The sequence below is a fragment of the Pseudoselenomonas ruminantium genome (assembly GCF_900142515.1).
Classification (GTDB): Bacteria; Bacillota; Negativicutes; order Selenomonadales; family Selenomonadaceae; genus Selenomonas_A; species Selenomonas_A ruminantium_D.
The window spans coordinates 18,755-43,983 of record NZ_FRBC01000011.1; the positions used below are offsets into that span (position 1 = coordinate 18,755).

Genomic DNA, 25,229 nt, shown 5'->3' on the forward strand with positions numbered 1-25,229 from the left:
GGGGTTCAAAATCCCCGAAGAGCTTGTTTTTTCTTATCATACTAATCTTATAGCCCAGGAAAACATCTTAACCAGCCAGGAGCCAATGCTGAAACCACTGCTTACATCATCCGCCAGCATGTCTACATGCTCTACGTCCTTGCCATTGTAGCTGACCACGATTTTTCCCACCGGTGTTCCGGCCTTCAAAGGCGCTTCCACAATCTTAGGCACTTCATACCGTATCGAATACTTGCTCTTATCCTCACCATTTATCAAAGGATAATTAATATCCCGGGCAGGATAGAGCTTAGTGGAAGCCTGCTGTCCATTGGTCACCCAAACCTTTCGGTACCCTTTCTCCTGGGAAATGCCCTTGACCATTCTTACATGTTCAAAACCATAGTCCAGCAATTTCTTTGCATCACTGAAGCGATCATCCGGTGTGGGGGTCTTCATCAGCACCACGATCAATTCCACACCATCACGTTTTGCCCCTACAGCCAGACATCCGCCGGCTGCCTGTGTCCAACCAGTTTTGATTCCCGTCATGCCCTCATATTTTTCCAGCAGTTTATTGGTATTATGTGCATGGAAGATTTTCGTATGGGGAGATGTCCAATGAATCGTGCGCTGCGGTTGACAAACAATCTCACGAAAAGCCTTGTTCTCCATCGCATATCGTGCCAGTTTCGCCATATCCCGTGCGGTAGAATAATGCCCCTTTTCCGTCAGCCCATTTGGATTGACAAAATGCGTATCCTTCATATCCAATTCAGCGGCTTTACCATTCATGACTCCAGCAAAAGCCGTAACACTGCCAGCCATGGCCTCTCCAAGTGCCACTGCCGCACCATTATCCGATTCCAGCAACATACCATTGAGCAGTTCATCCGTCCGGATGCGCTCACCAGCCAACACCCCCAACGACGAAGATTCCGTATAGGCGGCCTCACGCGACATCATGATCTCCGAACGCATATTCAGCTGCTCCAGTGCCAGTATTCCCGTCATCATCTTGGTCATACTAGCAGGATAAAGACGTTCATCTGCATTCTTTTCCCAAATAACCCGCCCAGTAGAGGTTTCGATGATAATAGCTGCTTCTGCCGTGATATCCGGGGCATCACTTTCACCTGCTGATACCGGCAGCTGCACAGCCAACATACAGACTCCGATAAAGACTGCTACAAGCTTTTGCCAGAATTTCAAAATAAAATCTCCCTCGATAAAACATAAAAAGTCAAAAATAAAAGGCTCTCCTTTTGGAAAGCCTCTTTAGTATAACACGTTCTGGAAATTTATGCATTTATTTTCAGGAAAAATTTACCAGTTTTTTCCTTTCAAACATACCGTGACCCAGATGCGGTATCTGCCGATGAACACGTTCCATCAAAGCGCCGGACGTACTTCACCGAATATCTCTTTATGCGCATTGATCTTTTCCTGTCCTCCAAATACACACAGAACATTTTCAGCCATGCAATCTTTCACCATTGCAGCCAATTTTTGGACATCCGCCTGACGCGTATCCAGGATTTCATCCCTAGCCTGTTGGCGATCTGCTTCTGTAATCCCCCTGAGCCAGCAAGTGGCCGCCGCGCTGCCTTTCATCTGTGGCGTAAGCGGCGTATCAATACCACTCATGGTGCCAATGATATACTTATCCATTTCCCGTTCTGAAGCAGCAAATCCAGCAATGTAATCAGCGGTACCATCAAATACAGCCAATGTCTCCGTAAGGTTTGGATCGCGATAGGAGCCAAAATACATCATACCATTACGATTGAAACTGGTAAACGCACCATAAGCCCCACCTTGCACGCGGATTTTGGTCCAGAAATAATCATAACGCAAAATGGTTTCTAATACATGCATGGTTCCTGTAAAACCATAACCAAGTTTCAGGAAGTTGGCTCCTTTGCCTACATACTGCACCCGGCTGGATGAGGTAAGCCCCTCGTTCAAAGCACGCAAATCCCAATGATATTCCTGAGCGGGGTAGGTTTCAGTCCCTAATCCCTGCTGGAAGCGGCTGAAATCTGCAGCAAAACCATCATAAGCTGCAGCATTATCTGTCACACTGACAATCAAATTGCGGCGGTTAAAGATTTTCCGTGCCAGCTCGCTGAGTTTTGCGCTGATAGCCGGCAAATTACCGGGGAAATCCGCCAACACGCCTTTAATGAAAGGATAAAAAGCCAATCCTCCCTCATCTGCATAACGCCCTGCCGGCGTCAGATAACCGGCCAGACGAGCACTGACGACCTGATGCGCAGAACGCTGCAGATTCAATTCGATAGTTGCCTGCTCCTGTTCCAAAAGCTCCCGCATCCGCTTTTCATCCTGGAACCGGCTGGTCATGAGGATTTCCTGCAGCAACTCCAGCAACTGTGGCATCTTTTCCCGCAAGACCTTAGCCTTGACTTTAAACTTCGGTACGCTGGAATCCGGCTCATTCTTTTTCGTATAAGTAACCATATCATAGGTGATGCCACCAGTATGCAGATTCTTGCGATTAGCCAGCTCTGCATAAGTGCTCACTTCCGTATCCACATTGCCGAGCAACTCACTCAACAAAAATGCATACGGGAGATCTTCCTGCGGCACGACCTGGGCATCAAAGAGCATACTGACATAGGTAATGCCACTGGTTTCAACATCACTGAACAAGATTTTCGTGCCATCCAGATCTTTTTCCTCTAAAGGCAATTCATAGGCCTTGCGGCGGATATCACTAAGCTTCAGCAGCGGAATCGTCCTTAGTGCTTCTTCCGTATCCTCACTCTGCTGCCGCGCTTTCAATGCTTTGTTTTCCTCAATCAGCTGAGCTATTTCTTCCTTGCTCAGTTCAGCTTTATGAGCGGCCAGGATCTCAGTCTGTTTTGCCTCCCGCTCTGCTGCCATTTTCGAGGAAGGTGCCATCGTAATCAAGGCAGCATGCTTGTTGGCTAGGAAGTACCGGCGGATCAGATCTTCAAAATAGCCGTTATCCAGACCTTCCTTCATGGCCTTCAGTGTGCTTTCATACCCCAATACTGTCTCCGGTAAGCCATCATAGAGCCAGGTCTTCATGATACGGATGCCATAAATAAGCCCCTTGGGCGCAGAGCCGAAATCCGACTCCCGCAAGCGGAATTCCAGCAGATTGATGGATGCTTCCAAAAGGGTACGATCAATTCCCTCATCAGCCAATCTCTGCAATGTTTCCAGCACAATGCGATAAAACTCATCTGCCTTTTCAGATTCAGAATTGTTGATGATAATGCTGAAGAACGGCTGTAATATGTCATCTTCAAAAGAAGAATCCACATCCTTGCCCAACTGGGCATCCAACAAGGCTTTGCGCAAAGGTGCCGCCGGCGTCCGCAGCAATGCATGTTCCAGGATTTCCAATCCCATCATGTCTACAGGGTTCAGCGATTCGCCTGTCACCCAGTTAAGAGAAAGGAACGTCTTGTCCGCAGTCTCTTCATCCGAACTCACAGGATATTGCAGCTCCTTGCGCTGCAAACTGGTAAACTTTTCCTGTCTTTCAATGTGCGAATCCAAGGAGATTCTTTCAAAATCTGACAGGTATTCCTGATCCAAATAGGCCAGCTTTTCCTCAATATCCATATCACCATAAAGATAGATATAGCTGTTGCTGGGATGATAATAGCGCTGATGAAAATCCTTGAACATCTCATAAGTCAGCTGGGGAATAGCTTCCGGATCTCCACCAGATTCATACCCATATGTAGTATCCGGATAAAGAGTTGCCATAATGTGATTTTCCAATAAATCATCCGGAGAGGACAGCGCCCCCTTCATTTCATTATAGACAACACCGCTATAAATCAAAGGATCATCAGCTTTTTCAATTTCATAATGCCATCCTTCCTGCATCAGGATCTGCGGATTCTCCAGCATAGCAGGGTAGAACACCGCATCAAGGTATACATCCATCAGATTCTGAAAGTCCTTATCATTGCGGCTAGCCACAGGATACATGGTCTTATCCGGATAAGTCATGGCATTGAGGAAGGTATTCAAAGATCCCTTCACCAGCTCCACAAACGGTTCTTTCAACGGATACTTGCGGCTGCCGCAAAGAGTCGAATGCTCCACAATATGCGCAACGCCTGTGTCATCAAATGGCGGTGTGCGAAAGCTGATGGAAAATACTTTATTATCATCATCATTCTGCAAAAAAAAGAGACGGGCCCCGCTTTTTTCGTGTTCAAATGTCCAGGCAATAGAACTTGTTTCCTTGCTTTCGCTGCAATTTATTACTTTAAATCCATGAATATGGTCATTGATCTTCACAAAATCACTCCTGTTTTGCAATTTATTATCCTGCAATATTATATCACTGTATCAGCAAGCTCTCAAGTTCCTCACGCGTAACGGCATAGGTTCCCAACCTGGCCACAACCCGGCTGGCTGCCAGATTAGCAAGGTATGCGCCCAAAGCTGGCGGCAAACCGCCCGCCAAAGTCAGGCCAAACACAGCCGTTACCGCATCAGTAGCCCCCAATACATCAAAAAGTTCCTGCGCTTTGGTTGGAATATGTATCGTCTCATTTTCCTGCACCAAAGCCATGCCCTTCTGCGAACGGGTGGCGATGATATTCTTGATATGGAATTTACGCATCAGATAGTGACATGCCTTCTCCACTGCGGCATCTTCATTTTCAATCGGTTGCAGGAGCTGCTGATTGATACGCTTTAAATTCGATACGATGTAATCCGCATTCCGATAATTCACCCAGGAAGAGGTACTCATATCCACTACCACCGGCACACCATGATTGTGGCATTTCTCAATGATCCAATTGCAGGATGCATCAGTGCAAGCGCCATTGGCATGGTCCGAAATAATGACACAGTCCAAACTCTCACTGAGTTTTTCACCAATATACTGTTCGAAGCGCGCCATATCCTGCAAGTCAATGGCCTGATCTGCCTCAAAATCCACGCGGAACATCTGCTGGTTGTCGCTCATGACACGCACTTTTGTCGTAGTCGGCCGACTCGTATAGATAAGTCCAGTGGCATCAATACCGTAATGCTGAAACTTTTCCACCAGACTTTCACAATGTGTATCCTTACCTACAAAACCGGTGATGCTGACCTGGCACCCTAATACAGCCAAACTATATGCAATATTGGCGCCGCCCCCCAGTTTTTCCGATGATGATTTCACCCGCGTGATGGGAACGGGAGCTTCACCGGATATACGGGTCACTTCACCGTAGTAATACTTATCCAGCATGATATCTCCCGCCACTAATACCTTACACTGTTTGGGCTTCTCAGCTAAAAAGTCCCGCAGACGCTGTCCATCCATATTAAACTCCATTCCACCGCTGTCGCTGACGGCACAAAGATGATTGAAAATGAAGGTGCGACACTCCTTTATTTCGTATATTCGCTAAAAAGAAAAAAAACTCCTGCTATACAACTTTACAAGTAAAAGCTGTCAAAAGATAACAATCCATGCTATAATAAAAAACAAGTAATTATTATACATAAACAGATAGGAGATGTTGCTTTATGATGGCCTTGAATTTTCAAGCTGCCAAGCATAAGAAAATGCTGATGGAGCGCACCAAGAATTGTACGGTACGCTTAGGAGATGTCAGCCAGCTGTATCCCGAAGGCTCTGTTGTCTGGATTACCACCGGCGTAAAAGGTGAGCCAAAGCTCAAACTCTATCCGGCTTATCTCGACAAGGTACGGGTTAAGACCATGGGGACCCTGACGTCCAATGATTTAGGTCATCAAAATCCGGAAATAAACTCCCAAGAGGAACTGGTGGCGGATTTTGAGAAAATCTACAAACGCCGTATCCTGATGGAAGATACCGTTACCGTTATCTATTTCACAGAGATCCACGAATCCCTGTAAAACATAATGGGCACAGCTACTATTGCGTAGCTGTGCCCATTATCATATAACTATGGAAATCAATGGTCTGATAAAAGAAAATCAATATGTACTGAAGCATCCAGAGAAATCGTCCCTGGCTCTATATTGGTATCAGCAGCCTTCGCAGCCATCATCATATTGCCACTATAAGAACGCGCTTCGATATAGCCGGTACTTTCTGATACCGACTTGATGCCCACAATCTGCCGGCCCAAACCACGGGCGATGATATCTGCCTTATTGCGGGCATCAGCAATCGCCTGTTCTAAGGCTTCCTGACGAACTTTATTCTGATTGCTGACAGAAAAACGCAAAGAAGTGACCTCATTTGCACCAGCATTCAACGCTGCATCAATGATTTTTCCAATCTTGGCCACATCCCGGACATTAACCTGCAGGGAGTGATTGGCCGTATAGCCACTGATTTCATTACGTCTTTTTTCATCCATATGGTAATCAGGAGCAAAGGAAAAATTCTGGCTCTTAATATCATTAGCAGCTACTCCCATCCTTTGCAAAGCCTGGGTTATTGCTGCCGATTTTTGCGCATTTTCTGCCTGTGCCTGATTGGCATTACGTGCGTGAGTAGTCACTCCTACCGTTATAACAGCCTGATCAGGAGTTATAGCAGCACTGCCACGTCCATCCACCGATAAAACAGGTGCCTCTGCTGCCAAGGCCATGGGCATGCACAAGACCACCATTGCTGCAAACGCAACGAAAAACTTAGCAAACCTCATAAAAACCCCCGCTATCAACGTACTCTGATCTCAATCAATTCTTTCGGCGCCTTGGTCAAAGGTTCACAGCCCGTTTCCGTTACCAGCACGGTATCTTCGATACGCAAGCCGCCCCAGCCCGGCAGATATACGCCCGGTTCATCCGTCACCAGCATCCCCGGCTGCAATGCCTCGCAGGTGCTCTTCGGCGACAGGCGCGGTTCTTCATGGATTTCCAGACCTAAGCTATGGCCGAGACCATGGCCGAAATACTGCGCCAGGTCATACTTGGCCAGATTAGCCCGCACGGCTTCATGAACGGACTTGCCGGACACACCCGGCTTGATTTTATTCAGGCCCAGCAGCTGGGATTCCAGCACAGCCTTATAAATCCTGCGCTGCTTCTCATCAGCCTTGCCAATGCAGATGGTGCGGGTGATATCTGAAGCATAGCCACCATAGAAGGCGCCAAAGTCCATGGTCAGGAACTCGCCCTCATTGATGACCTTGTCCGTAGCGATACCATGCGGCAGGCTGCCACGCACACCGGAAGCCATGATGGTTGTGAAAGACGGTCCTTCCGAACCATTTTCCCGCATGCAGTTCTCCAGATGTGCTGCTGCCTGTACCTCCGTCATGCCCGGACGGATATAGGTGAGCATATCCGCAAAGGCAATGTCCACAATCGCACAAGCCTTGCGGATATTAGCGATTTCTTCCTCATCTTTGATCTGGCGCAAAGTATCCAGCTTCAGCGGCGTCTTGAACTCGCAGCCATCCAGCAGCTCACCCAATCTGGTGAAATAATCATAGATAAGGTCATTGCCTTCAAAACCGACTTTCTTGGCGCCGATCTTCTTCACGCACTCCGCCGTCTTGGAGAGCAATCCATCCTTCTGCTCCACGATCTCAAAGAGCGGCGCCTGCTGCCCCGCCTGCTCCGTATAACGGCTGTCCGTAATCAGCATCGCATCATTCTTGCCGATAACCAGGGTAGTATCATCACCACGGAACCCACTGAAATAATGCAGGTTCACATATTTCGTGATGATTACCGCATCCAAATCTTTCTCACTAAGCAAAGCCCGTAAAGCTTCCAAACGATTTTTCTGCATAAAAATGCTTCATCTCCTACTTTAACGAAAAAATCCTGGCGCCCAAGGATGGGCGCCAGTGACCGTAAATCCCCGGACGGGATTTCAGGCCACAATTTCTTTTGATACCTTTCTTTGTGGCAAAGAAAAGTACATCAACTCTTTAACTTGTAGATAATGGCCTCAAGAGCTGCCAAATAGCTCTCAACCCCTAATCCGCATATCTGTCCGACAGCCACGGGCGCCAGCACGGAATCATGCCGGAACTCCTCACGTTTGTGGATATTGGAGATATGCACCTCAATCAAAGGTACCTCCACCGCGGCAATGGCATCCCGCAAGGCAATGCTGTAGTGAGTGAAAGCTGCCGCATTGAAGATGATGTAATCATACACACCGCGGGCCGCCTGAATCTTATCCACCAGCACCCCTTCATGATTGGACTGGAAGCAGTCCACCTCGATACCCGCTTCAGCCCCCCGCTTCTGCAGCATCTCCTCGATGTCTTTGAGCGTAGTGCTGCCGTAAATCTCCGGCTCCCGGGTTCCCAGCAGATTGAGATTCGGACCATTTAAAACCAAAACCTTATGCATGAACAGCCTCCTCAATAGCGAATATCAAAACGCCGTTCCATGGCGATAACATCCCGGACTTCCAGCCCGAAGCTCTGCACCTTGATGAAGTAATTGCCTTGACGGATAACCTCTTCCAGCCGGTCAACAGCCTCCTGGGTGCCCTGCACTTCCATGGTCACCGTGCCATCGTCCATATTCTTCACCCAGCCCGTGATGCCAAGTTCCGAAGCATTCTGCTGCACAAACATGCGGAAGCCCACACCCTGTACCGTTCCCGTGGCCGTGCCGAAATAACGAACCAAATCTGCCATGATAATTACCTCCTTCAAGTTGCGATATTACAAATTACAGGTTATATTGTACTATTTTTATTAACATTTGTAAACAAAGTCTATTTATTTACAATATCACGCCGCAAAATCGTATAGGGTTCCACCGGCTGTTCCATCTTCATGCGGATAATCTGCTGGGGATGGGGTGCCACAGAGATCTCCTCATTGGTCTCATTGTCGATCATCGAGGTAATTTTCTGTCGGTAAAGCGGCCCTGTCGGCTGGAACACTTCGAGTTCCTGCCCCAATTTCATATTATTGCGCTGTTCCACCACAGCATAGCCTGTAGCGGCATCATAGGAGCGCACCAACCCCACAAAATCTGAGGTCTGGTCATAGGATGTCTTGCCGTAGATCTGGTCATCAGCATCCGGCTGATGATAGTAGAAACCTGTCGTATATGCCCGATGGGAAACCTTCTCCAGCTCATCCATCCATTCCTGCCTGACTTCAAAATTCTCCGGATCAGCAAAGTAGCTGTCAATAGCCAGACGATAAGCCTTGGTCACGCTGGCGGCATAGTGGACGCTCTTCATGCGGCCCTCAATCTTGAGACTGTCCACACCGCTTTCAATGACATCCCGGATATGGGGCATCAGGCACATATCCTTGGAATTCATGATATAAGTGCCCCGCTCGTCTTCCTCGATGGGAAAATACTTGCCTGGCCTGGTTTCCTCCACCAGCGCATATTTCCAGCGGCAGGACTGGGCACAGCTGCCACGGTTGGAATCACGGCCTGTGAAATAATTGGACAGCAGGCAGCGCCCCGAGTAGGAAATACACATGGCACCATGCATGAACATTTCCAGGTCTATATCACATTTTTCCCGGATTTCCCGGATTTCGTTGAGGCTCATCTCACGAGCCAGCACCACGCGCTTAGCCCCCATTTCCTTCCAGGCATTGACCGTTGCCCAATTGGTATTGTTAGCCTGCGTGCTGATATGCAGTTCCATATCGGGAATCAACTTGCGGCACAGGGAAAACACGCCCAAATCCGCCACCAACAAGGCATCTACCTGAATTTCCTGCAGATAGCGCAGATATTCCGGCAATTTTTCGATATCACTGTTATGCGGGAAGATATTGACCGTCACATAGACTTTCTTCCCGCGGGCATGGGCAAAACCTACCGCTTCCTTCAGTTCCTCATAGGTGAAATTGCCACCAAAGGCCCTCAGGCCAAAGGCTTTGCCGCCCAGATAAACCGCATCAGCGCCGTAAAGCACCGCCATCTTCATCTTTTCCAAATTCCCTGCCGGCGCAAGGAGTTCAGGTTTCTTAAGCATTTATAAAACTCTCCTCGTTACGGCGAGTCCATCGCCGTTTTCCAATATTTCCGTTACAAAGGGAGGCTGGCTGACCAGCCCGATATATTCCCGCAACCGCTTCACAATAGTCTTGAAGCGGCGTGGTGTAGGCACATCACCCTTGACATAGCCACGGAACAAGACATTGTCCGCCAGTATCGTGACCTTATCAGCCAGCATGGGCTGTATTTTGTGGAAATAATCCACATATTGCCCCTTGGCCGCGTCAATGAAGACGAAGTCAAATTTTTGACCGGTCAGCTGCAGTTTTGTCAGATTTTCCGCTGCATCACCGCCGATAATGCGAATCCGGCCAGCATAAGCTGACCGGTCAATATAGCCTTGTGCCGTCCTTATCCGTTCGTCACTCAGCTCCAATGTCGTGATTTCAATATCTTCTGCGCCATTCATGGCCATCAGCAGGCTGGAATAGCCAATAGCCGTACCGATTTCCAATACACGATGCGGCCGGGCTTCCCGCACCACTTGCAGGAATGCCTGCCGCCCGCGTTCATTGATGATGGGGACATGATGAAGGCCAGCAAAAGCCTCCATCTCCCGTAATAAAGTTTCCAATATTATCGCACCTGTTCTACAATCTGCTGATGTTCAACATAGGTATTTGAATAATGATTATGACCCTGACGATCCGCCACGAAATAGAGATAATCCGTATCAGCCGGATAAAGCACGGCCTCGATGGCCGCCATGCCGGGGCTGGCCACCGGTCCCGGAGGCAGTCCCTTTATCTGATAGGTATTATAGGGAGACTCAATCTTCGTATCCTTGATGCTCACATCTTCCTTGGGCTCATCGAGAAGATACTGTATCGTAGTATCGGTCTGCAGGGGCATGCCGAGCTTGAGCCGTTTGAAGAACACCTGCGCGATAATAGGCCGATCCTCAGCATACATTGCCTCTTTTTCCACCAGCGAAGCCATGGTAATCAGCTCATGGATGGACAGATCCAGCTCCGCTGCCCGCTGCCGCATTTTCGGCGTCAGACGGGTATCCAGATCTTCGGCCATCATCTTCATGATGCCATCCACAGACGGTTCTTCATGCAGCACATAGGTATCCGGGAACAGAAACCCTTCGCAGGCATAGCGGATATCCTTATCTCGCTTGATATAACTGTAAGGCGCATAATCCCTGGCCTTGCGCAGGAATTCATCTTCATCCACCAGGCCTTCATCACTGAGCCGCTTGGCGATTTCCTTTACACCAAACCCCTCGGGAATCGTGAACTTCACCTGCGTCGTTTCCCCGGCTACCAATTTGGCAATGATTTCTTCCGGAGGCGTATTTGGCTTGAAGGCATAGGTCCCGGACTTGAATTTGTCCGCAGCATCGCTTTTCTTGACCTTCAGCCAAAATGTCCGTTTGTTGGTGATGACGCCATGCTTGACAAGTTCATCGCCGATATCGCTGGCGCTCATGCCCTTCTTTACTGATACGAAAATCGTCTGGTTTGGATCCAGATTCTTCGGTACAGCCTTATCATCCATGCCTAAAAACAAAGCCGTCAGCAGTGCAATCGCCACTATGAAAGCGGCTGCTGCCGCCGCCCAATGTTTCCATGTCAAGGATTCCAGCCATGACTGGCTGCTTTTCAGCCCATCCTGAATATTGCCCAATGTTACATCTTCACCATTCAGCCATTTTCCCAGTTTGTCCTTGAACTCCCCGATCTTGGAAAGCAAATCCCCCACACCAACATCTCCCCATCATATTTTTTGGCAAAACAAAAAACTGCCATCCGTAAACTGAATGGCAGCTTCTACCTATTTACTCTTGTTCCGATTCTTCAACCAGAGCATCGTAGGCTTTCTGTACCGCCTCGAATTCCTCATCGGTGGGCTCCACATACTCGTCTTCGCCATCGGCGCCCTTGACGATCTTCGCGATGATGACATCCTCTTCTTCATCTTCGCAGCCACAGCCACAACCGCAATGATCATGACCATCTTCCTCGTTGTGGATGCCAATCAGCAGGGCATATCTCTCTTCGCCTACGGGGATGATCATCTCTTCCTCGTAATAGTATTCGTTGCCTTCCTCATCGGTCATGACAACAACTACGCCTTCTTCATCCTGCATATCTTCTTTATGTGCCATTTTCTTCACCTCTTACATTTTTTTCAATAATTTATTTTATCCTATCTCAATGAAGACTGTCAAGCCAGCCTTGCAGGATAAATACCGCTGCCATCTTGTCAATGACCTTGCGCCGCTTCTTGCGGGACACATCTGCCTCAATCAGGGAGCGGGTTGCCGCTACCGTCGATAGCCGTTCATCCCAGAAATGTACGGGCAGATCCGGATGACGCTTGCTGACTTCTGCCATGAAATCCTTGACGATCTGGCAGCGCTCGCCCTCCGTACCATTCATATTCTTGGGATAGCCGGACACGAGCTCATCCACTTCGTACTGGGCGATCAGTTCATCCAGACGATTGAGATCTGCTTCCAGTTCTCCCCGGCGGATGGTTTCTACGCCCTGGGCGGTGAGCCCCAATAAATCACTTACGGCAATACCTACCGTGCGGTCGCCAATATCCAGCGACATATAACGTTTCATTTAAGCTTCTCCAAATAGGAACGTACCAGTTCCTCCAACAATTCATCGCGTTCCAGCTTGCGGATAAGGCTCCGGGCTTCCTTGTAGCTGGTTACATAAGCCGGATCACCGGAAAGCAGATACCCTACCAGCTGATTGACGGGATTATAGCCTTTCTCCACCATGGCAGCAGTAGCCTGACGGATAATCGTCTCGGCCTTGTTTTCCTCGCCGCCCATTTTGAACATCATAGTTTCTTCACTTACCATGAGAATCCCCCCTGATATGTTTCACTAGCTTATATGATACCATATTTCTGCTTAAATTCCTACCATATTTATTCATGAAAATCCACACAGACAAAAAGCAACGCCCCAGCAGACGTTGCTTTCCAAATCGACCTGTCCTGATCCTGTAAATTTATTCGTCTTTTTCCTGCTTGTCATTTATTTTAGTCCAATCAATTTCCTGAATCTTCGCCCACAGCTCTTCTGCATTGAACGCCTCTACTATCGCAGATTTTATTTGTGAACTACCTTTTTCGTCTGCTTTGTCCTCAGCAACCTGTTTTTCTTCAGCATGTTTTTCCTTGGCCTTTTCCAAGCGTTCCTGCTGTTCCTCGCCCATTTTTTCGATTTGGGCAAAAAGCCGCATATTGCCATCATCCTCTACAGATATCATCACACTTTTGAGTCTTACCCCTTCCCCCAATTCACCTTTTTCTTCCATTTCCTTCGCTTTATCCACAATAGAATCAACGGTGTCCATAACCTTTTGAGCATATTCTTCATCATTGGCCATATGTTCCAATTCATCCTTGGTGAATACCACAGAATAGCCTTTGCTGCCCTGCCCCTGGAAATTTTGCAAGGCTTCTTCATCATCTACGACGAAAAAATCATATTTGTCACCATACTTCTCCTGTAATTTCCCCAGTAAGTCCTGGGCCCGACTGGATAATTCTGGTGCTTTCTTCTCTGTACCGCTATTGCTTTCTTCTGCAAAGGCCTTCACACCTTTAACCTGATTGGCATAGGCCGCCCTTGCCTCATCTGAGAGTTCTACTTTTGTATCCGCCCCATACTGCGCCAGTGGATCTTTTTCTTCCTTTTGTCTCAGCTTGCCATTTTCCTCGTTCTTTCTCGCTGAAAAACTCTTTTGATAGGATAAGAGCTGCTGATTCGTGATGCTGTTGACCATTTCCAATCCTCCTTTGAAACTCGACGAAATCCCTTTCCTCAACAGGCAAGGTACCATTTGGTACATCTGTCTATCTTCAGTATAGCATAAAGATTCAGAATTGCAATATTTTTATTGTCGCTCAAATTCTTGACAAATCGCAGAGCATTTCGTTATAATGTCCTATGTTGAGAACATCATAATTCAGGCAACGACGCCTTTTGCCCCCAGCAAGATTTACAGCTTTGCTGTATATTTTTGGTTGGTTGATTGCAAAAGGCGTTTATTATTTTACAGAAAGAGGGTTTTTTATGGTATTGTTAAATTCTATAGTGGATAGCATCAACACCGTATTATGGTCTTACGTGCTGATTGTCATCCTGATTGGGTGTGGTATCTATTTCACACTGTCCACAAGATGCGTGCAGTTGAGTATGTTACCAGAAATGATCAAGCTCCTGACGGAAGGCGTGGGCAAGAAGACGGACGGCCGTGCTATCAGTTCCTTTCAGGCATTCTGTGTCAGCACTGCCTCCCGCGTCGGTGTCGGCAATATCGCTGGCGTAGCCATCGCCATCGTAACCGGCGGTCCCGGTGCAATATTCTGGATGTGGATCATCGCCTTTATCGGCAGCGCCACGGGTTTTGTGGAAAGCACTCTGGCACAGATCTACAAGATTCAGCGTCCTGACGGCTCATTCCATGGCGGTCCGGCTTATTACATCAAAAACGCTCTGCATCAGTCTGGCGTGGCCAAGCTCTTTGCAGTGTTGCTGGCAGTGACTTTTGGCCTGATCTACAATTCTGTGCAGGCCAATACCATTGCGTTATCTGCTGCCACGGCCTTTGCCATTCCCCAATACGTTACGGCTGGTGTGCTGGCTTTCTTCACCGGTTTGGTCATCTGCGGAGGCGTTCAGCGTATCGCTCAGGTCACAGAATTCCTCGTACCGATCATGGCCGGTCTTTACATCCTTGTAGCTCTCCTCATCACAGTGATCAATATCGACAAAGTTCCGGACATGTTTGCCCTTATTTTCCATGATGCCTTCAACCCACAAGCTGCCGTAGGCGGCGGACTTGGTTCTGTACTTCTTACAGGCGTCAAACGCGGCCTTTTCTCTAACGAAGCCGGTGAAGGTTCCGTCCCGAATGCAGCGGCCACTGCTGATGTCAGTCACCCCGTGAAGCAGGGACTCATCCAGGCTTTCGGTGTTTATGTAGATACCTGGCTTGTATGCACAGCCACAGCCTTTATTGTACTCCTGACAGGCCAGTATACGATTGGCGGTGACCTTACCGGTATCGCTCTGGCTCAGGCATCACTCAGCAGCATATTCGGCGCCTCTGCTCCAGCAGCAGTTTCCTTTATGATTCTCATGTTCGCTTTCAGCTCCATCGTCGGCAATTATTACTATGGTGAAATCAACATTGCCTTTTTTGAAGCAAAAAGCAAAACGGCGCTTTTTATCTTCCGTGCTTTGGTTATCTTCATGGTCGTTTTCGGCAGCATGGCTGAACTTTCTTTGGTCTGGAATCTAGCCGACCTCTTTATGGGACTTCTGGCCCTGACCAATCTCTATGCGATTTCCCGCTTATATAAATATGTGCATGTGACTTTCACCAGTTACCTGGAACAGAAAAAACAAGGCCTCGAGCCGGTCTTTGACCCGGCAATCCTGCCCGACGAGCATGGCATTCATGCTTGGGGCGTAGACAAAGACTGATCCATCACATACGAAAAAGTGCAGTGAATCTGATTCACTGCACTTTTTCTATACTCCAGGAAACTCAGAACTTGAATCTCGCACTTTCCTTCTGAAGTTCCTCTGCCATATTAGCCAATCTGTGACTGGACGCTGCCAATTCTTCCATCGAAGCGGACTGTTCTTCGGTTGCTGCCGAGATGGATGCAATATTCTGGGTAATCTGCTTGGTAGTCTCATCCACATCTTCAGCATCCCGCAGTACGCTTACGCTGTCTTCCGCTACCCTTGAAGCGCTATGGGCCGCATCCTTGACCAGATTATCCACTTCCTCGATATGGGAAGCGATCTGACGGAATTTTTCCCCGGCTTCGACAACCGTACGGCCGCTGGTGCTGACCTGCTCGGTACCTACGTTCATGGATTCCACCGCACGCTTGGTCACCTGCTGTACACCGCTGATCATCTGTGCGATTTCCGTAGCGGCTTCGGAGGACTGTTCTGCCAGTTTGCGGACTTCATCTGCTACTACGGAGAAACCACGTCCCTGTTCACCAGCCCGGGCTGCTTCGATAGCTGCATTGAGGGCCAGCAGGTTCGTCTGCTCGGCAATGCTCTGGATCGTGCTGATGATTTCACCAATCTGCTCAGAACTCTTGCCCAGTTCATCGACATTCTTCGCCGATTCCACCACCGTCTTATGGGCAACCTTCATCTGGTCAACCGCTGCTTCAATAGCGGCCACGCCTTCTTTAGCCGCCTCACCGGCCATACCAGAAGTCTTGCTGATGTTTGCAGACTTATCCGCGATGCCATTGACATGCTCAGCCATCTGCCGGATATTGCCCACCACATTGTTGATGGTATCACTCTGATGGCTCGTGGCTTCCGCGATATCACCAACCTGTTCAGCCACATGGGTGATGGTCTCTGCCACCTGCTCCACACCGCTGGACATCTGACCGGAAGCATTCGATACTTCGTCGGCACTGCCCTTGATCTGTTTCAGAAGTGTAGTAAGTTCCCGGGTCATCTTATGGAAAGATTGTGCCAGACTGCCAATCTCATCATCCGATTCCACAGACAGATCACTGTCGCGCAAATCGCCATCGGCCAGACGTTCTGCCGAATCCTGCAGCCCACGCAAAGGCGATACGATAAGATTGGAAATCGCATAAGTAGCGATAAAGATCAGGATCAGAGCCACTACCAATACGCCGCCCAGTATCATGCGCATATGATTGACATTTTCCATGAGCTGCGCACGGTCAACAATGATCAGATAACGATAACCGGTCTTTTCCGAAACGTAGGTATTGACCATTTTCTTCGTGCCATCCAGTTCCACTTCCCGCAAGCCTTTGAGGCTTTTGGTCGTATCCAGATTGGACAGATCGCCCAATTCTGCATCCGGCAGTTTCTTGAAATCCTTATCCGGATGCTTGGGGTCAGCAATGATCACACCATCCGCATCAAGCATCATGATATAACCGGTCTCACCTATCTTGATCTCAGAAATCATATCCGTAACTACCGGTAAATCGATATTGAGTCCCAAAACACCCAAAGGCTGGCCAGTCATGCTCTTGACCGTGGCAAAGATACCAACGGTTGGCGTTCCCTTGGAAGTCTTGAACGGCTTGGTGATGCGAACCTTATTCACATCGGCCATGCTTTCCTTGAACCAGTCACGCTGACGGGAATCATAGCCCTTCTTGCGCTTCACAGCCGGATACTGCAGATAGCCGCCATCCGTGGTACCATAACTGATTACCGATACTGCGGCCTTATGTGATTCACCGAAGCGCTGGAAAACCTGATAAGCTGCCAGCTCAAAACCGCCTTTTGCCTGCGGATCCATGGCAATATTGCCATCAGAAGCTGCCGTAGCCGTTACAGCCTCATCCATATAGCGGGTAATATCGCCGCCCGCTCTGAGCGTCGGGTCATTGGCCATATTCACCAGGCCATCCCGCAAGCCATTAAGGAAAAGATCCATCGCATTATCCACCTGTGTGGATTGCAAATCCGCCTCTTCCTCAAAATTGGCCATCTGGCTGTTGGTTATGATCCTATCCAGCACAAATCCCAGCACTGCCATAACAAAGATAAAGAGTACCGATACTGATATCATTATCTTCTGCTTGACATTGAACCGGTCTAACAATCCGCCCATTCCCTCATCTCCTTTATGTACTTCCTATACACCTTACTACATCTATGTTTTTTATACGACAACCAGGCAAGAATATCCTGCTAAAATCACGAAACGATTCTTAAAGTTTTGCAATTTTTTTCATCTGCTTCATCACTCATTGTTTTTCTAAAATCTCTGTGCTAAACTAGGATTTAACATCAGCTTCACGGAGGAACTATCATGACAATACCCTATAATATCATCGATTTTGATATGCAGATTGGCAGACAAAAGCCTGAGACGATACGCCATCCTGATAATTATTGTCCGTTCTGTCATCCTGAGGATCTAACAGACATTATCGCTGCCGATGGCCCCATCATTCTCTTGCGCAATAAATACAATGTCCTGTCTGGCACCAAACAATATGTCCTAATTGAAAATGATGTTTGCAACAGCGATATTCCAACATATTCTCCGTCTCATATGCAAAGACTGCTCCGTTTTGGCCTTTACCATTGGCAGAAAATGCTGACATCCGGCCAGTATGATGATGTTGCCTTTTTCAAAAACTACGGTCCCCTATCCGGAGGCACCATACGCCATCCCCACATGCAGATCATTGCTTTTCCTAAACTGGAGACTCCTCTGTCGATTCATATAGAAGAATTTACCGGCGAGACTATCACGCGGGAAAATGGCGTAGAATTCAATATCTCCACCATTCCCCGTATTGGCTTTTGGGAGCTGAATATCATACCACCACCAGGAATGATCGAAGACGAACTCACTATTGCAACCATGTCGCGTTTTCTACAGATTGGTACACATTATCTGACCCATCGTTTCCACAATGGAAGGGTAGAAAGTTACAATATTTTTTTCTACCATCTGCAAAGTCAGGTCTATTGTAAAATCATGCCCCGCTTTGCTACACCCCCACTGTTCGTAGGGTATGGTGTTCATGTGCGCCCCACGAATATCAGCGCCACCATCGCAGAAATACAACGAATCTATTTTGCAAAGGAATGACCCCCTTCACAGGGGGTCATTCCTTTCTCTATAAAGGTTACATCACACCGCGGAAAAAATGGCCACGAGTGATATCCGTACCCTCCTGCTGTTTCAGGATAGCTTCCTGTACCTCATCAATAGCAGCAGGCCATTTCATCGCCTGAACATAAGCCTTCACGATTGACTCAATCTCCCGGCACTCCATGGCCTTGGCCTCAATCTGCAGAGTCCCGATACCTGCGCCCTTGAACTTCATGGCATGAGGCAGCATGGACAGCGTCTTGCTGTTCAGCACATGCATATGGCAGAACTGATCCATGCGCAGGGGGAACAGTGCCTCCTTGCGGTCCTTCAGTGCAAATCTGCCGCTGGTGCAGGGATGGCTGCAGGAGCCTTCGCCTGCATTGCCTAAGAAGCTGCCCGTCACGCAGTATTCCGAAACCATCAATTCCAACCGGCCATGCACGATGGTGCTCAAAGGTATGTCGCTTTCCTTTGCCAGCGCTTCCATCTGTTGCCATTTGAGTTCCGGTGACAGCGTAGCCGACATCACACCATAATCCCTGAGGAACGCCAGTGTGCTCTTGTTATAAGAAATCAGGCTGTAATCCGCATGGATTGCAAAATCTGTCAGGCGCTTGACCAGATGCAGCTGTGCAATATTATGGACATGAATGGCTGCAGGTGGGAATTTCTTCGCCGCTATGAGGATCTTTTCAAAGAAAGGCTGGAAATCATCCCGCATGATGCGCGGCAGATTGAAGTCAATGCGTACCCGCGCTTTTTGCGCCAGATGCCAAGCCTTCTCATAATCCATTACGGTCAAGGCTTCATGCTCGTAGGATTCGCCGCCAAAGATGATGCCATCCGCACCGCCGGCAATGGCTGCACGCATCTTTTCCAGATTGTCCACGGCCACCATCAAACGGGGCATCGCGAGAGCCTGCACCGCAGTTTCTGCCTTGAAGGGCTGCGGATTTTCCACCCGCAGCGGATAATGGGCCAGTCGCTGAGCATCCAACATTTCCACGGCCTGCCGCCGGGCTTCATTGATCTCACTCATGGGGACCATGACTTCACCGCTGATTTCCGTCTGCAGTTCCATGAGTTCATAAACACTGGTTCCCAAACGGTCAACCTGCTTGTGGATAACCTCTTCCGACAAGGGGCGTTTCTTCGCTGCTTCACCGATGAAGTCCGTCTTGCCCTGCCCAATATGCCCGGCATTATCCCGCAGGATGACAGTCAAAGGCTCGCCAATCGCCGCCCTGACTTCAGCCGTAATGGGAATACGCCGCACAGGCGCACCGCTGGCATATTTTTCCTTGGCCCTTTCCATCAACTGAGCATCATAGACCTTGAATACCCGGTCATGGTCACGGACAGCTGTGGGAATGGCAAAACGTACCGTATCACCGCTGTCCGCCAAAGTCAGCGGCTTCCCTTTGACATCTGACATCTCGCTGATGGTCGCCGTCACCCGGCCACCAACCTTCACCCAGAAATCGACCTGATCGCCCAACGCCAATTTACCGGAAAGTTTCACCGTCACGAGCCGCTTATCCCAGTCATAGGCGGTAACCCGGCCAATCAGCAGGCCCCGGTTATTGGGGCGGCGGTCACTCATCATCTTTTTGCCGGGACGATTCACGAGATAAGCCGTGGTAAAGTCACGGTTGAAAATCTGCGCCAGATTGTCACGGGCTGACTGGTCAATCGTATAATCCTGACCAGCCAGATACAGGTCAATTGCCGCCCGATATGTTCCCACAACTGTTGCCACATATTCCGGACGCTTCATACGGCCCTCGATTTTCAAAGAAGCCACGCCGGCCTTGATCAGGTCAGGAATCACATCAATGGTATTGAGGTCGCGGGGCGAGAGCAGATAATTACCTGCCTTATCCCCCAGCACATCATGACCATTTTCATCCACCAATGTATAGGGCAGACGGCAGGGCTGGGCACAACGCCCCCGGTTGCCGCTGCGACCGCCGATCATGCTGCTCATAAGGCACTGCCCCGAATAGCAGACACAAAGGGCACCATGCATGAATACTTCGATTTCTACATCACAGTTCGCACAGATATGAGCAATCTCTCTCAAGGACAGTTCTCGGGACAGCACCACGCGGGTAAAGCCCATTTCCTGCAGGGCCAGTACACCTTCCAGACTGTGCACGGTCATCTGGGTACTGGCATGCAGCGGCATATCGGGCACAATCTCCCGGGCAATGCGGGCTACGCCCAAGTCCTGTACCAGGACTGCATCCGCGCCTGCATCCCGCAAAAACAGGAGATACTCTTTAAGTGCCGGGATTTCTTCGTCATCGACAATGGTATTGACGGTGACATTGATCAGCACATCCCGCAAATGCGCAAAACGGATGGCCTCACGCAGGCCATCCTCATCAAAATTATTGGCATAAGCACGGGCGCCAAACTGCGTGCCGGCCATATAGACCGCATTGGCCCCGCTTTCCACAGCGGCAATCAGCGCTTCACGGCTGCCCGCCGGGGCTAGTAATTCAATCATTCCATTTCCTCCGTATCTTGTTTCTCCGCTTCCTGCAAATGCTGCATCTCCTGAAAGAGTTCCATCTGATCATTGTCCAGCGCTGCCACAGCCTCTTCTGTACTGGGCAGCTCCGGCAGATCTGCCAGGGTGTTTATCCCAAAGCAACGCAGGAAGGTATCCGTCGTACCATAAAGTATCGGCCGCCCCAATACAGGCTTGCGGCCCACTTCGGCAATAAGCTCTAATTCCAATAGTTTCTGCAGGGCACGCTCCACGCGTACACCACGGATATTTTCAATCTCCGCCTTCGTGATTGGCTGTTTGAAGGCCACAATGGACAGGGTTTCCATAGTCGGTGCCGAAATCTTCCGGTCCACGACCTGGCTGAGCCGTTCCACCGTCATATAAGCCTCGGGCCGGGTGGCAAGTTGATAGCCCCCCGCTACCTGCCGCAGGGTGAGACCGCTATGCCGTTCATCCAGTTCTGCCTGCAGGCGGGTCAATATATTCTGGGTTTCTATCACGCCCAGCTCCATGATATGGGCGATTTCCTTCACGCTCATGGGATTGCCTGCCGCAAACAGCACCGCCTCCACCAGTCCTGTTGCTGATATTTCTGCCCGTTCTTTCTCAGGCATGAACTTCCTCCTCCCGGACACAGATATAGATTTCCGCAAAAGAACGCTGCTGCCTGACTGTAACCGTCCGGAGTTTCATCAGTTCCAGCAGCGCCAGAAAAGTCACAATCAGTTCACTGCGCGTTCCTGACTGGAATGCCTCTGAAAACAACAGTTTGCCCCGACTGCGCCCTAAAAGCAGGATGATGTCTTCCATCTTGCCCTTTATGCTGTATTCCTCCGGTTCCACCAACGCCTTCGGGATGGTGAGCTCCTCCTTCACGGACAATACCGTGCGGAAAGCATCCACCAACAAATCCAGCGACAGATTCCCCGGCGGCAGATGATGTACCGGCAGATCCATGGGCTCGCGGGCCACAAAACGTTCTTGCACGCCAGCCATATCCCCTAATACCTGGCTCACCTGCTTGAACTTGCGGTATTCCAGAATTCGCTGAACCAGTTCAAAGCGGGGATCTTCCTCCGGTTCTCCCTCTTCCTTCGGGGCTTTCGGGAGCATCATGCGGGATTTTATTTGCAATAATGTCGCCGCCATCACCAGAAAGGAGCTGGCAATCTCCATATTGAACTCCCGGAATCTATCCAGGTAATCCAAATACTGCCGTGTCAGCTCCGCAATGGGGATATCATAGATATCAATCTTGTTCTTCTCAATCAGATGCATCAAAAGGTCCATGGGGCCTTCAAAAGCATCAAGTTTAATCTTATAATCTTCCATCAATAAATCAGATAAAGGGGCTCAATAGCAAACGGAAAATCTGCCAAATCAGATTGCGGCAGGGAATCAAGATCATGCTGAGCACCGGTGTCATCAATAATACGATCAGGATAAGGAAACTATAACGCTCCAAACCGGCCAGTTTATAGGCCATATCCCGCGGCAGCAGCTGCATGAGCACATGTGAACCATCCAGCGGCGGCAATGGAATCAGATTGAAGATACCAAAGCCGATATTATACTCGATGATCAACCGGAAAACCATATAGACACCAGCCGTCATATCGCCGCCCATGCGATCAAACACCACCAGTACCACCAAGGCCAGAAAAGCCGTGACGAAATTCGCCATAGGACCAGCCAGCGATACCAAAATATCATCCCGCTGGGGATTTTTAAAGTTACGAGGATTGATCTGCACAGGCTTAGCCCAACCAAAATGCACGAGAAACAGCATCAGCATACCGATCGGATCGATATGCGCTTTGGGGTTCAGCGTCAGCCGCCCCATGAGCCGCGGTGTGAAATCGCCTAACCAGACTGCCACCTGAGCATGGGCATACTCATGAATCACCATAGCGATAATCAGGCCTGGCAGACCTGCAATAATCATCATTGGATTGAAATCAAACATTTATTTCTCCCTCCGGCTGCGTTCCAGCATCAAAATGGCCGTTACCGATTTAGCATCATAAATCTCACCATTCAGCACCAATTCCACGGCCTTCTCCAGCGGCATCTTCACCACATTGATAAACTCATCCTCATCCGTATGCTGCTTGCCAGCCTTCAAGCCTTCAGCGGCATAGATATGGATATATTCATTAGAAAAGCCAACCGTTGTGGCAACCGTTGTCAATTTCGTGATGCAATCCGCTTCATAACCGGTTTCCTCTGACAGTTCCCGGGTTGCACAATAAAGCGGATCTTCATCCGGTGCATCGAGCTTGCCCGCCGGAATTTCCAGCGTGATGCGGCCAATAGGATAGCGATACTGTTTTACCAGGATCACCTGACCATCTTCCGTCAAAGGAATCACAGCCGAAGCACCAGGATGCTTGATCCACTCCCGTGTGGCTTCACTGCCGCTTGGCAATTTGACTGTATCCCGTTTCACATGCAGGAGCGTGCCATCAAAAATATCTTCGCTGCCAATTTTTTCTTCAATCAAGTCTTTATCTTCCATTGCCATGATTTGAGCCTCCCCGAATATAACATAATTTATATTTTACAATATTTAGCCACTGACTTCAATACAGAAAAGCCTTCTCCCATCGAGCAGGAGAAGGCTTGCTTTCATTATGGAGGCGACACTCAGAATCGAACTGAGGATAGAGGATTTGCAGTCCTCGGCCTTACCACTTGGCTATGTCGCCATAAAATGGAGCGGAAAACGAGACTCGAACTCGCGACCCCCACCTTGGCAAGGTGGTGCTCTACCAACTGAGCTATTTCCGCAAGTGGCGACCCGAAGGGGACTTGAACCCCTGACCTCCGCCGTGACAGGGCGGCATTCTAACCAACTAAACTACCGGGCCGTCTTTACTTTTTTGCCGCTGTCGTTCAGCGACATATATTATTATACGGATAACCTACCTGCTTGTCAACAGTAAAATTACATTTTTTCAAAAAAACTTCAACATCTCTCAAAAAGCCCCAGAAATATCAATCACCTTCTTAAAGAGCGAACGATCCATTTCATCGATATCACGCCACTGTCCATCAGCATTTTTGGTAAGTATCTGTGCCCCATCCTGCTTGAAGGAAACGACTTGTTCACCATACGATTCACCCTGAGAATTTACATTTTTTATCCTGACTTGCCATTTATGAGCTTTTTTATCCACTGTAACGGATCCTGCAACAATAAAAACCTTTTCGCCTTCGAAGCTATAGACAAAAACGTCCTGTATCGGTTTAACCGCCTGTCTTACTACTTTTTTTTCCTCTATTGGCTGGGGAAGCTTATTTATCTTGGAAGTATCCTCATTCCTGCTAGCTACAGTAGTTTCTGTAATCTGCTGACCTGCCGGAGACACTCCACCATTCAAGAGCATCACAGCTCCGCCAATGGCCAGTAAGATTCCCATCAGTCCACCAATTACAATTCTTCGTTTATTCATGTTGCACCTCCGCATGAATGTTTACGGAACAATTATACAAGAAAGACCTTGCCTGGGGCAAGGTCTTTCTCTCAGCAGCTTGAAGGAAAATTTTTTCGGATTATCATCTCAATGTTATTTCCCTTTACATACACACGAATATCATCGGCGATATTGGCTACAATCGATTTTTCCAATTCATCCAAAGCAGCTTCTATATCCGCATCTTCCCCATCAGCAGCCTGTCCCAAATCTTCACGGTATTTATCCAGAGTCCACATATAGCCATCTATAGCCAACGTCACTCCTCCGAGGCTCATAATCTCAGGATTCCCTGCCAACACCTGACTATCATTTTCCATACTATAGATACTATCTTCAATAAAATCCTGAATCTTCCCCATAATACCTACAGATGCCTCATTCCGCTGCCTGGATGATGTTGCAATCAACTCCTGCTTCTTTTGATAATTCATAGGCGACGTCGCTAGCAAATGCAAAATACAGTTACAATCATCCTGACTTTCCATCCAGAACTTAGCTACAAACTCTTCAACAACAGCCCGTACCATGCTCATGGTTTCCTCAGCCAACAGACGAGTGCGCCGGACACTGCGCTCATCAAATCCCATTTCCCGGCTGAAATATTCTACCTCATCCAAGGCCGTTTCCATGCCTTTTCCATTGCTGTTGATCATGATTTTTGTCGTTTCCATACCCATTCAATCCCCT

The 25,229-nt window shown here is 48.7% G+C and carries 25 protein-coding genes and 3 tRNA genes; 3 read left to right on the plus strand and 25 right to left on the minus strand.

The window, feature by feature from the left end:
• Nucleotides 1-36: 36 nt before the first annotated feature.
• The 3 genes from BUB68_RS06915 to BUB68_RS06925 form a co-directional block, all read right to left on the minus strand.
• Nucleotides 37-1,191: a D-alanyl-D-alanine carboxypeptidase family protein gene (locus tag BUB68_RS06915; protein ID WP_081371896.1), complete on the minus strand. Its 1,155-nt coding sequence runs from the start codon at nucleotides 1,189-1,191 to the stop codon at nucleotides 37-39.
• Nucleotides 1,192-1,371: 180 nt separating this feature from the next.
• Nucleotides 1,372-4,287, minus strand: coding sequence for an insulinase family protein (locus tag BUB68_RS06920; RefSeq protein ID WP_073089439.1), 2,916 nt, complete (start codon nucleotides 4,285-4,287; stop codon nucleotides 1,372-1,374).
• 43 nt (nucleotides 4,288-4,330) lie between these two features.
• Nucleotides 4,331-5,311 (minus strand): bifunctional heptose 7-phosphate kinase/heptose 1-phosphate adenyltransferase, encoded by a 981-nt coding sequence (locus BUB68_RS06925; protein ID WP_073089441.1) that lies wholly within the window; start codon nucleotides 5,309-5,311, stop codon nucleotides 4,331-4,333.
• A 206-nt stretch (nucleotides 5,312-5,517) separates the two neighbouring features.
• Between BUB68_RS06925 and BUB68_RS06930 the strand changes: the two genes are divergently transcribed.
• On the plus strand, nucleotides 5,518-5,871 hold the full coding sequence (locus tag BUB68_RS06930; protein ID WP_073089444.1) for an ASCH domain-containing protein: 354 nt from the start codon (nucleotides 5,518-5,520) through the stop codon (nucleotides 5,869-5,871).
• 59 nt (nucleotides 5,872-5,930) lie between these two features.
• On the opposite strand, the gene BUB68_RS06935 is transcribed toward BUB68_RS06930, so the two are convergent.
• The 11 genes from BUB68_RS06935 to BUB68_RS06985 form a co-directional block, all read right to left on the minus strand.
• Nucleotides 5,931-6,632 carry an SIMPL domain-containing protein gene (locus BUB68_RS06935; RefSeq protein ID WP_073089447.1) on the minus strand — a complete coding sequence of 234 codons (702 nt, stop codon included), beginning with the start codon at nucleotides 6,630-6,632 and terminating at the stop codon, nucleotides 5,931-5,933.
• A 14-nt stretch (nucleotides 6,633-6,646) separates the two neighbouring features.
• Nucleotides 6,647-7,726, minus strand: a complete 1,080-nt coding sequence (locus BUB68_RS06940) for a M24 family metallopeptidase (protein ID WP_073089449.1) — start codon at nucleotides 7,724-7,726, stop codon at nucleotides 6,647-6,649.
• Between the two features lie 134 nt (nucleotides 7,727-7,860).
• Nucleotides 7,861-8,298, minus strand: a complete 438-nt coding sequence (gene aroQ, locus BUB68_RS06945; protein WP_073089452.1) for a type II 3-dehydroquinate dehydratase — start codon at nucleotides 8,296-8,298, stop codon at nucleotides 7,861-7,863.
• 11 nt (nucleotides 8,299-8,309) lie between these two features.
• A complete protein-coding gene (locus BUB68_RS06950; RefSeq protein ID WP_073089454.1) occupies nucleotides 8,310-8,591 on the minus strand; it encodes an acylphosphatase in 282 nt (93 codons plus the stop codon).
• Nucleotides 8,592-8,671: 80 nt separating this feature from the next.
• Nucleotides 8,672-9,904: a peptidase U32 family protein gene (locus BUB68_RS06955; RefSeq protein WP_073089456.1), complete on the minus strand. Its 1,233-nt coding sequence runs from the start codon at nucleotides 9,902-9,904 to the stop codon at nucleotides 8,672-8,674.
• Nucleotides 9,905-10,501 (minus strand): O-methyltransferase, encoded by a 597-nt coding sequence (locus BUB68_RS06960; RefSeq protein WP_073089459.1) that lies wholly within the window; start codon nucleotides 10,499-10,501, stop codon nucleotides 9,905-9,907. It abuts the gene before it with no gap.
• A gap of 2 nt (nucleotides 10,502-10,503) precedes the next feature.
• Entirely contained in the window at nucleotides 10,504-11,637 is a 1,134-nt protein-coding gene (gene mltG / locus BUB68_RS06965) for an endolytic transglycosylase MltG (protein ID WP_073089462.1), read from the minus strand.
• Between the two features lie 76 nt (nucleotides 11,638-11,713).
• Nucleotides 11,714-12,043 carry a DUF1292 domain-containing protein gene (locus BUB68_RS06970; protein WP_073089464.1) on the minus strand — a complete coding sequence of 110 codons (330 nt, stop codon included), beginning with the start codon at nucleotides 12,041-12,043 and terminating at the stop codon, nucleotides 11,714-11,716.
• 46 nt (nucleotides 12,044-12,089) lie between these two features.
• Nucleotides 12,090-12,506: a Holliday junction resolvase RuvX gene (gene ruvX, locus BUB68_RS06975; RefSeq protein WP_014424680.1), complete on the minus strand. Its 417-nt coding sequence runs from the start codon at nucleotides 12,504-12,506 to the stop codon at nucleotides 12,090-12,092.
• Entirely contained in the window at nucleotides 12,503-12,754 is a 252-nt protein-coding gene (locus BUB68_RS06980; RefSeq protein WP_073089467.1) for an IreB family regulatory phosphoprotein, read from the minus strand. Before BUB68_RS06980 ends, ruvX begins: the two co-directional genes overlap by 4 nt.
• 151 nt (nucleotides 12,755-12,905) lie before the next feature.
• A complete protein-coding gene (locus tag BUB68_RS06985) occupies nucleotides 12,906-13,685 on the minus strand; it encodes a DUF6033 family protein (protein WP_073089469.1) in 780 nt (259 codons plus the stop codon).
• A gap of 290 nt (nucleotides 13,686-13,975) precedes the next feature.
• On the opposite strand from BUB68_RS06985, the gene BUB68_RS06990 reads away from it, so the two are divergent.
• Nucleotides 13,976-15,391 carry an alanine/glycine:cation symporter family protein gene (locus tag BUB68_RS06990; RefSeq protein WP_073089472.1) on the plus strand — a complete coding sequence of 472 codons (1,416 nt, stop codon included), beginning with the start codon at nucleotides 13,976-13,978 and terminating at the stop codon, nucleotides 15,389-15,391.
• 64 nt (nucleotides 15,392-15,455) lie between these two features.
• On the opposite strand, the gene BUB68_RS06995 is transcribed toward BUB68_RS06990, so the two are convergent.
• Nucleotides 15,456-17,546, minus strand: a complete 2,091-nt coding sequence (locus tag BUB68_RS06995; RefSeq protein WP_073089474.1) for a methyl-accepting chemotaxis protein — start codon at nucleotides 17,544-17,546, stop codon at nucleotides 15,456-15,458.
• Between the two features lie 201 nt (nucleotides 17,547-17,747).
• On the opposite strand from BUB68_RS06995, the gene BUB68_RS07000 reads away from it, so the two are divergent.
• The gene (locus BUB68_RS07000) at nucleotides 17,748-18,539 is read left to right on the plus strand and encodes a DUF4931 domain-containing protein (RefSeq protein ID WP_073089476.1); all 792 of its coding nucleotides are present in this window, start codon (nucleotides 17,748-17,750) and stop codon (nucleotides 18,537-18,539) included.
• Nucleotides 18,540-18,576: 37 nt separating this feature from the next.
• Here the strand turns inward: BUB68_RS07000 and BUB68_RS07005 are convergent, their stop codons facing one another.
• The 10 genes from BUB68_RS07005 to BUB68_RS15220 form a co-directional block, all read right to left on the minus strand.
• Nucleotides 18,577-21,057 carry a U32 family peptidase gene (locus BUB68_RS07005; protein WP_073089478.1) on the minus strand — a complete coding sequence of 827 codons (2,481 nt, stop codon included), beginning with the start codon at nucleotides 21,055-21,057 and terminating at the stop codon, nucleotides 18,577-18,579.
• Entirely contained in the window at nucleotides 21,054-21,677 is a 624-nt protein-coding gene (scpB, locus tag BUB68_RS07010) for an SMC-Scp complex subunit ScpB (protein WP_014424626.1), read from the minus strand. Before scpB ends, BUB68_RS07005 begins: the two co-directional genes overlap by 4 nt.
• Nucleotides 21,670-22,395, minus strand: a complete 726-nt coding sequence (locus tag BUB68_RS07015) for a segregation and condensation protein A (RefSeq protein WP_073089481.1) — start codon at nucleotides 22,393-22,395, stop codon at nucleotides 21,670-21,672. The genes scpB and BUB68_RS07015 overlap by 8 nt, the downstream gene beginning before the upstream one ends.
• 7 nt (nucleotides 22,396-22,402) lie before the next feature.
• Entirely contained in the window at nucleotides 22,403-23,029 is a 627-nt protein-coding gene (locus BUB68_RS07020) for a site-2 protease family protein (RefSeq protein WP_073089483.1), read from the minus strand.
• The gene (locus tag BUB68_RS07025) at nucleotides 23,030-23,587 is read right to left on the minus strand and encodes an NUDIX domain-containing protein (protein WP_073089485.1); all 558 of its coding nucleotides are present in this window, start codon (nucleotides 23,585-23,587) and stop codon (nucleotides 23,030-23,032) included.
• 110 nt (nucleotides 23,588-23,697) lie between these two features.
• Nucleotides 23,698-23,771 (minus strand) — tRNA-Cys (locus tag BUB68_RS07030).
• Between the two features lie 6 nt (nucleotides 23,772-23,777).
• A tRNA-Gly gene (locus BUB68_RS07035) sits at nucleotides 23,778-23,853 on the minus strand.
• A gap of 3 nt (nucleotides 23,854-23,856) precedes the next feature.
• Nucleotides 23,857-23,933: transfer RNA gene (locus BUB68_RS07040), tRNA-Asp, on the minus strand.
• Between the two features lie 108 nt (nucleotides 23,934-24,041).
• Nucleotides 24,042-24,518 carry a hypothetical protein gene (locus BUB68_RS07045; protein ID WP_073089487.1) on the minus strand — a complete coding sequence of 159 codons (477 nt, stop codon included), beginning with the start codon at nucleotides 24,516-24,518 and terminating at the stop codon, nucleotides 24,042-24,044.
• A 71-nt stretch (nucleotides 24,519-24,589) separates the two neighbouring features.
• The gene (locus BUB68_RS15220) at nucleotides 24,590-25,213 is read right to left on the minus strand and encodes a hypothetical protein (RefSeq protein WP_073089489.1); all 624 of its coding nucleotides are present in this window, start codon (nucleotides 25,211-25,213) and stop codon (nucleotides 24,590-24,592) included.
• Nucleotides 25,214-25,229 lie beyond the last annotated feature (16 nt).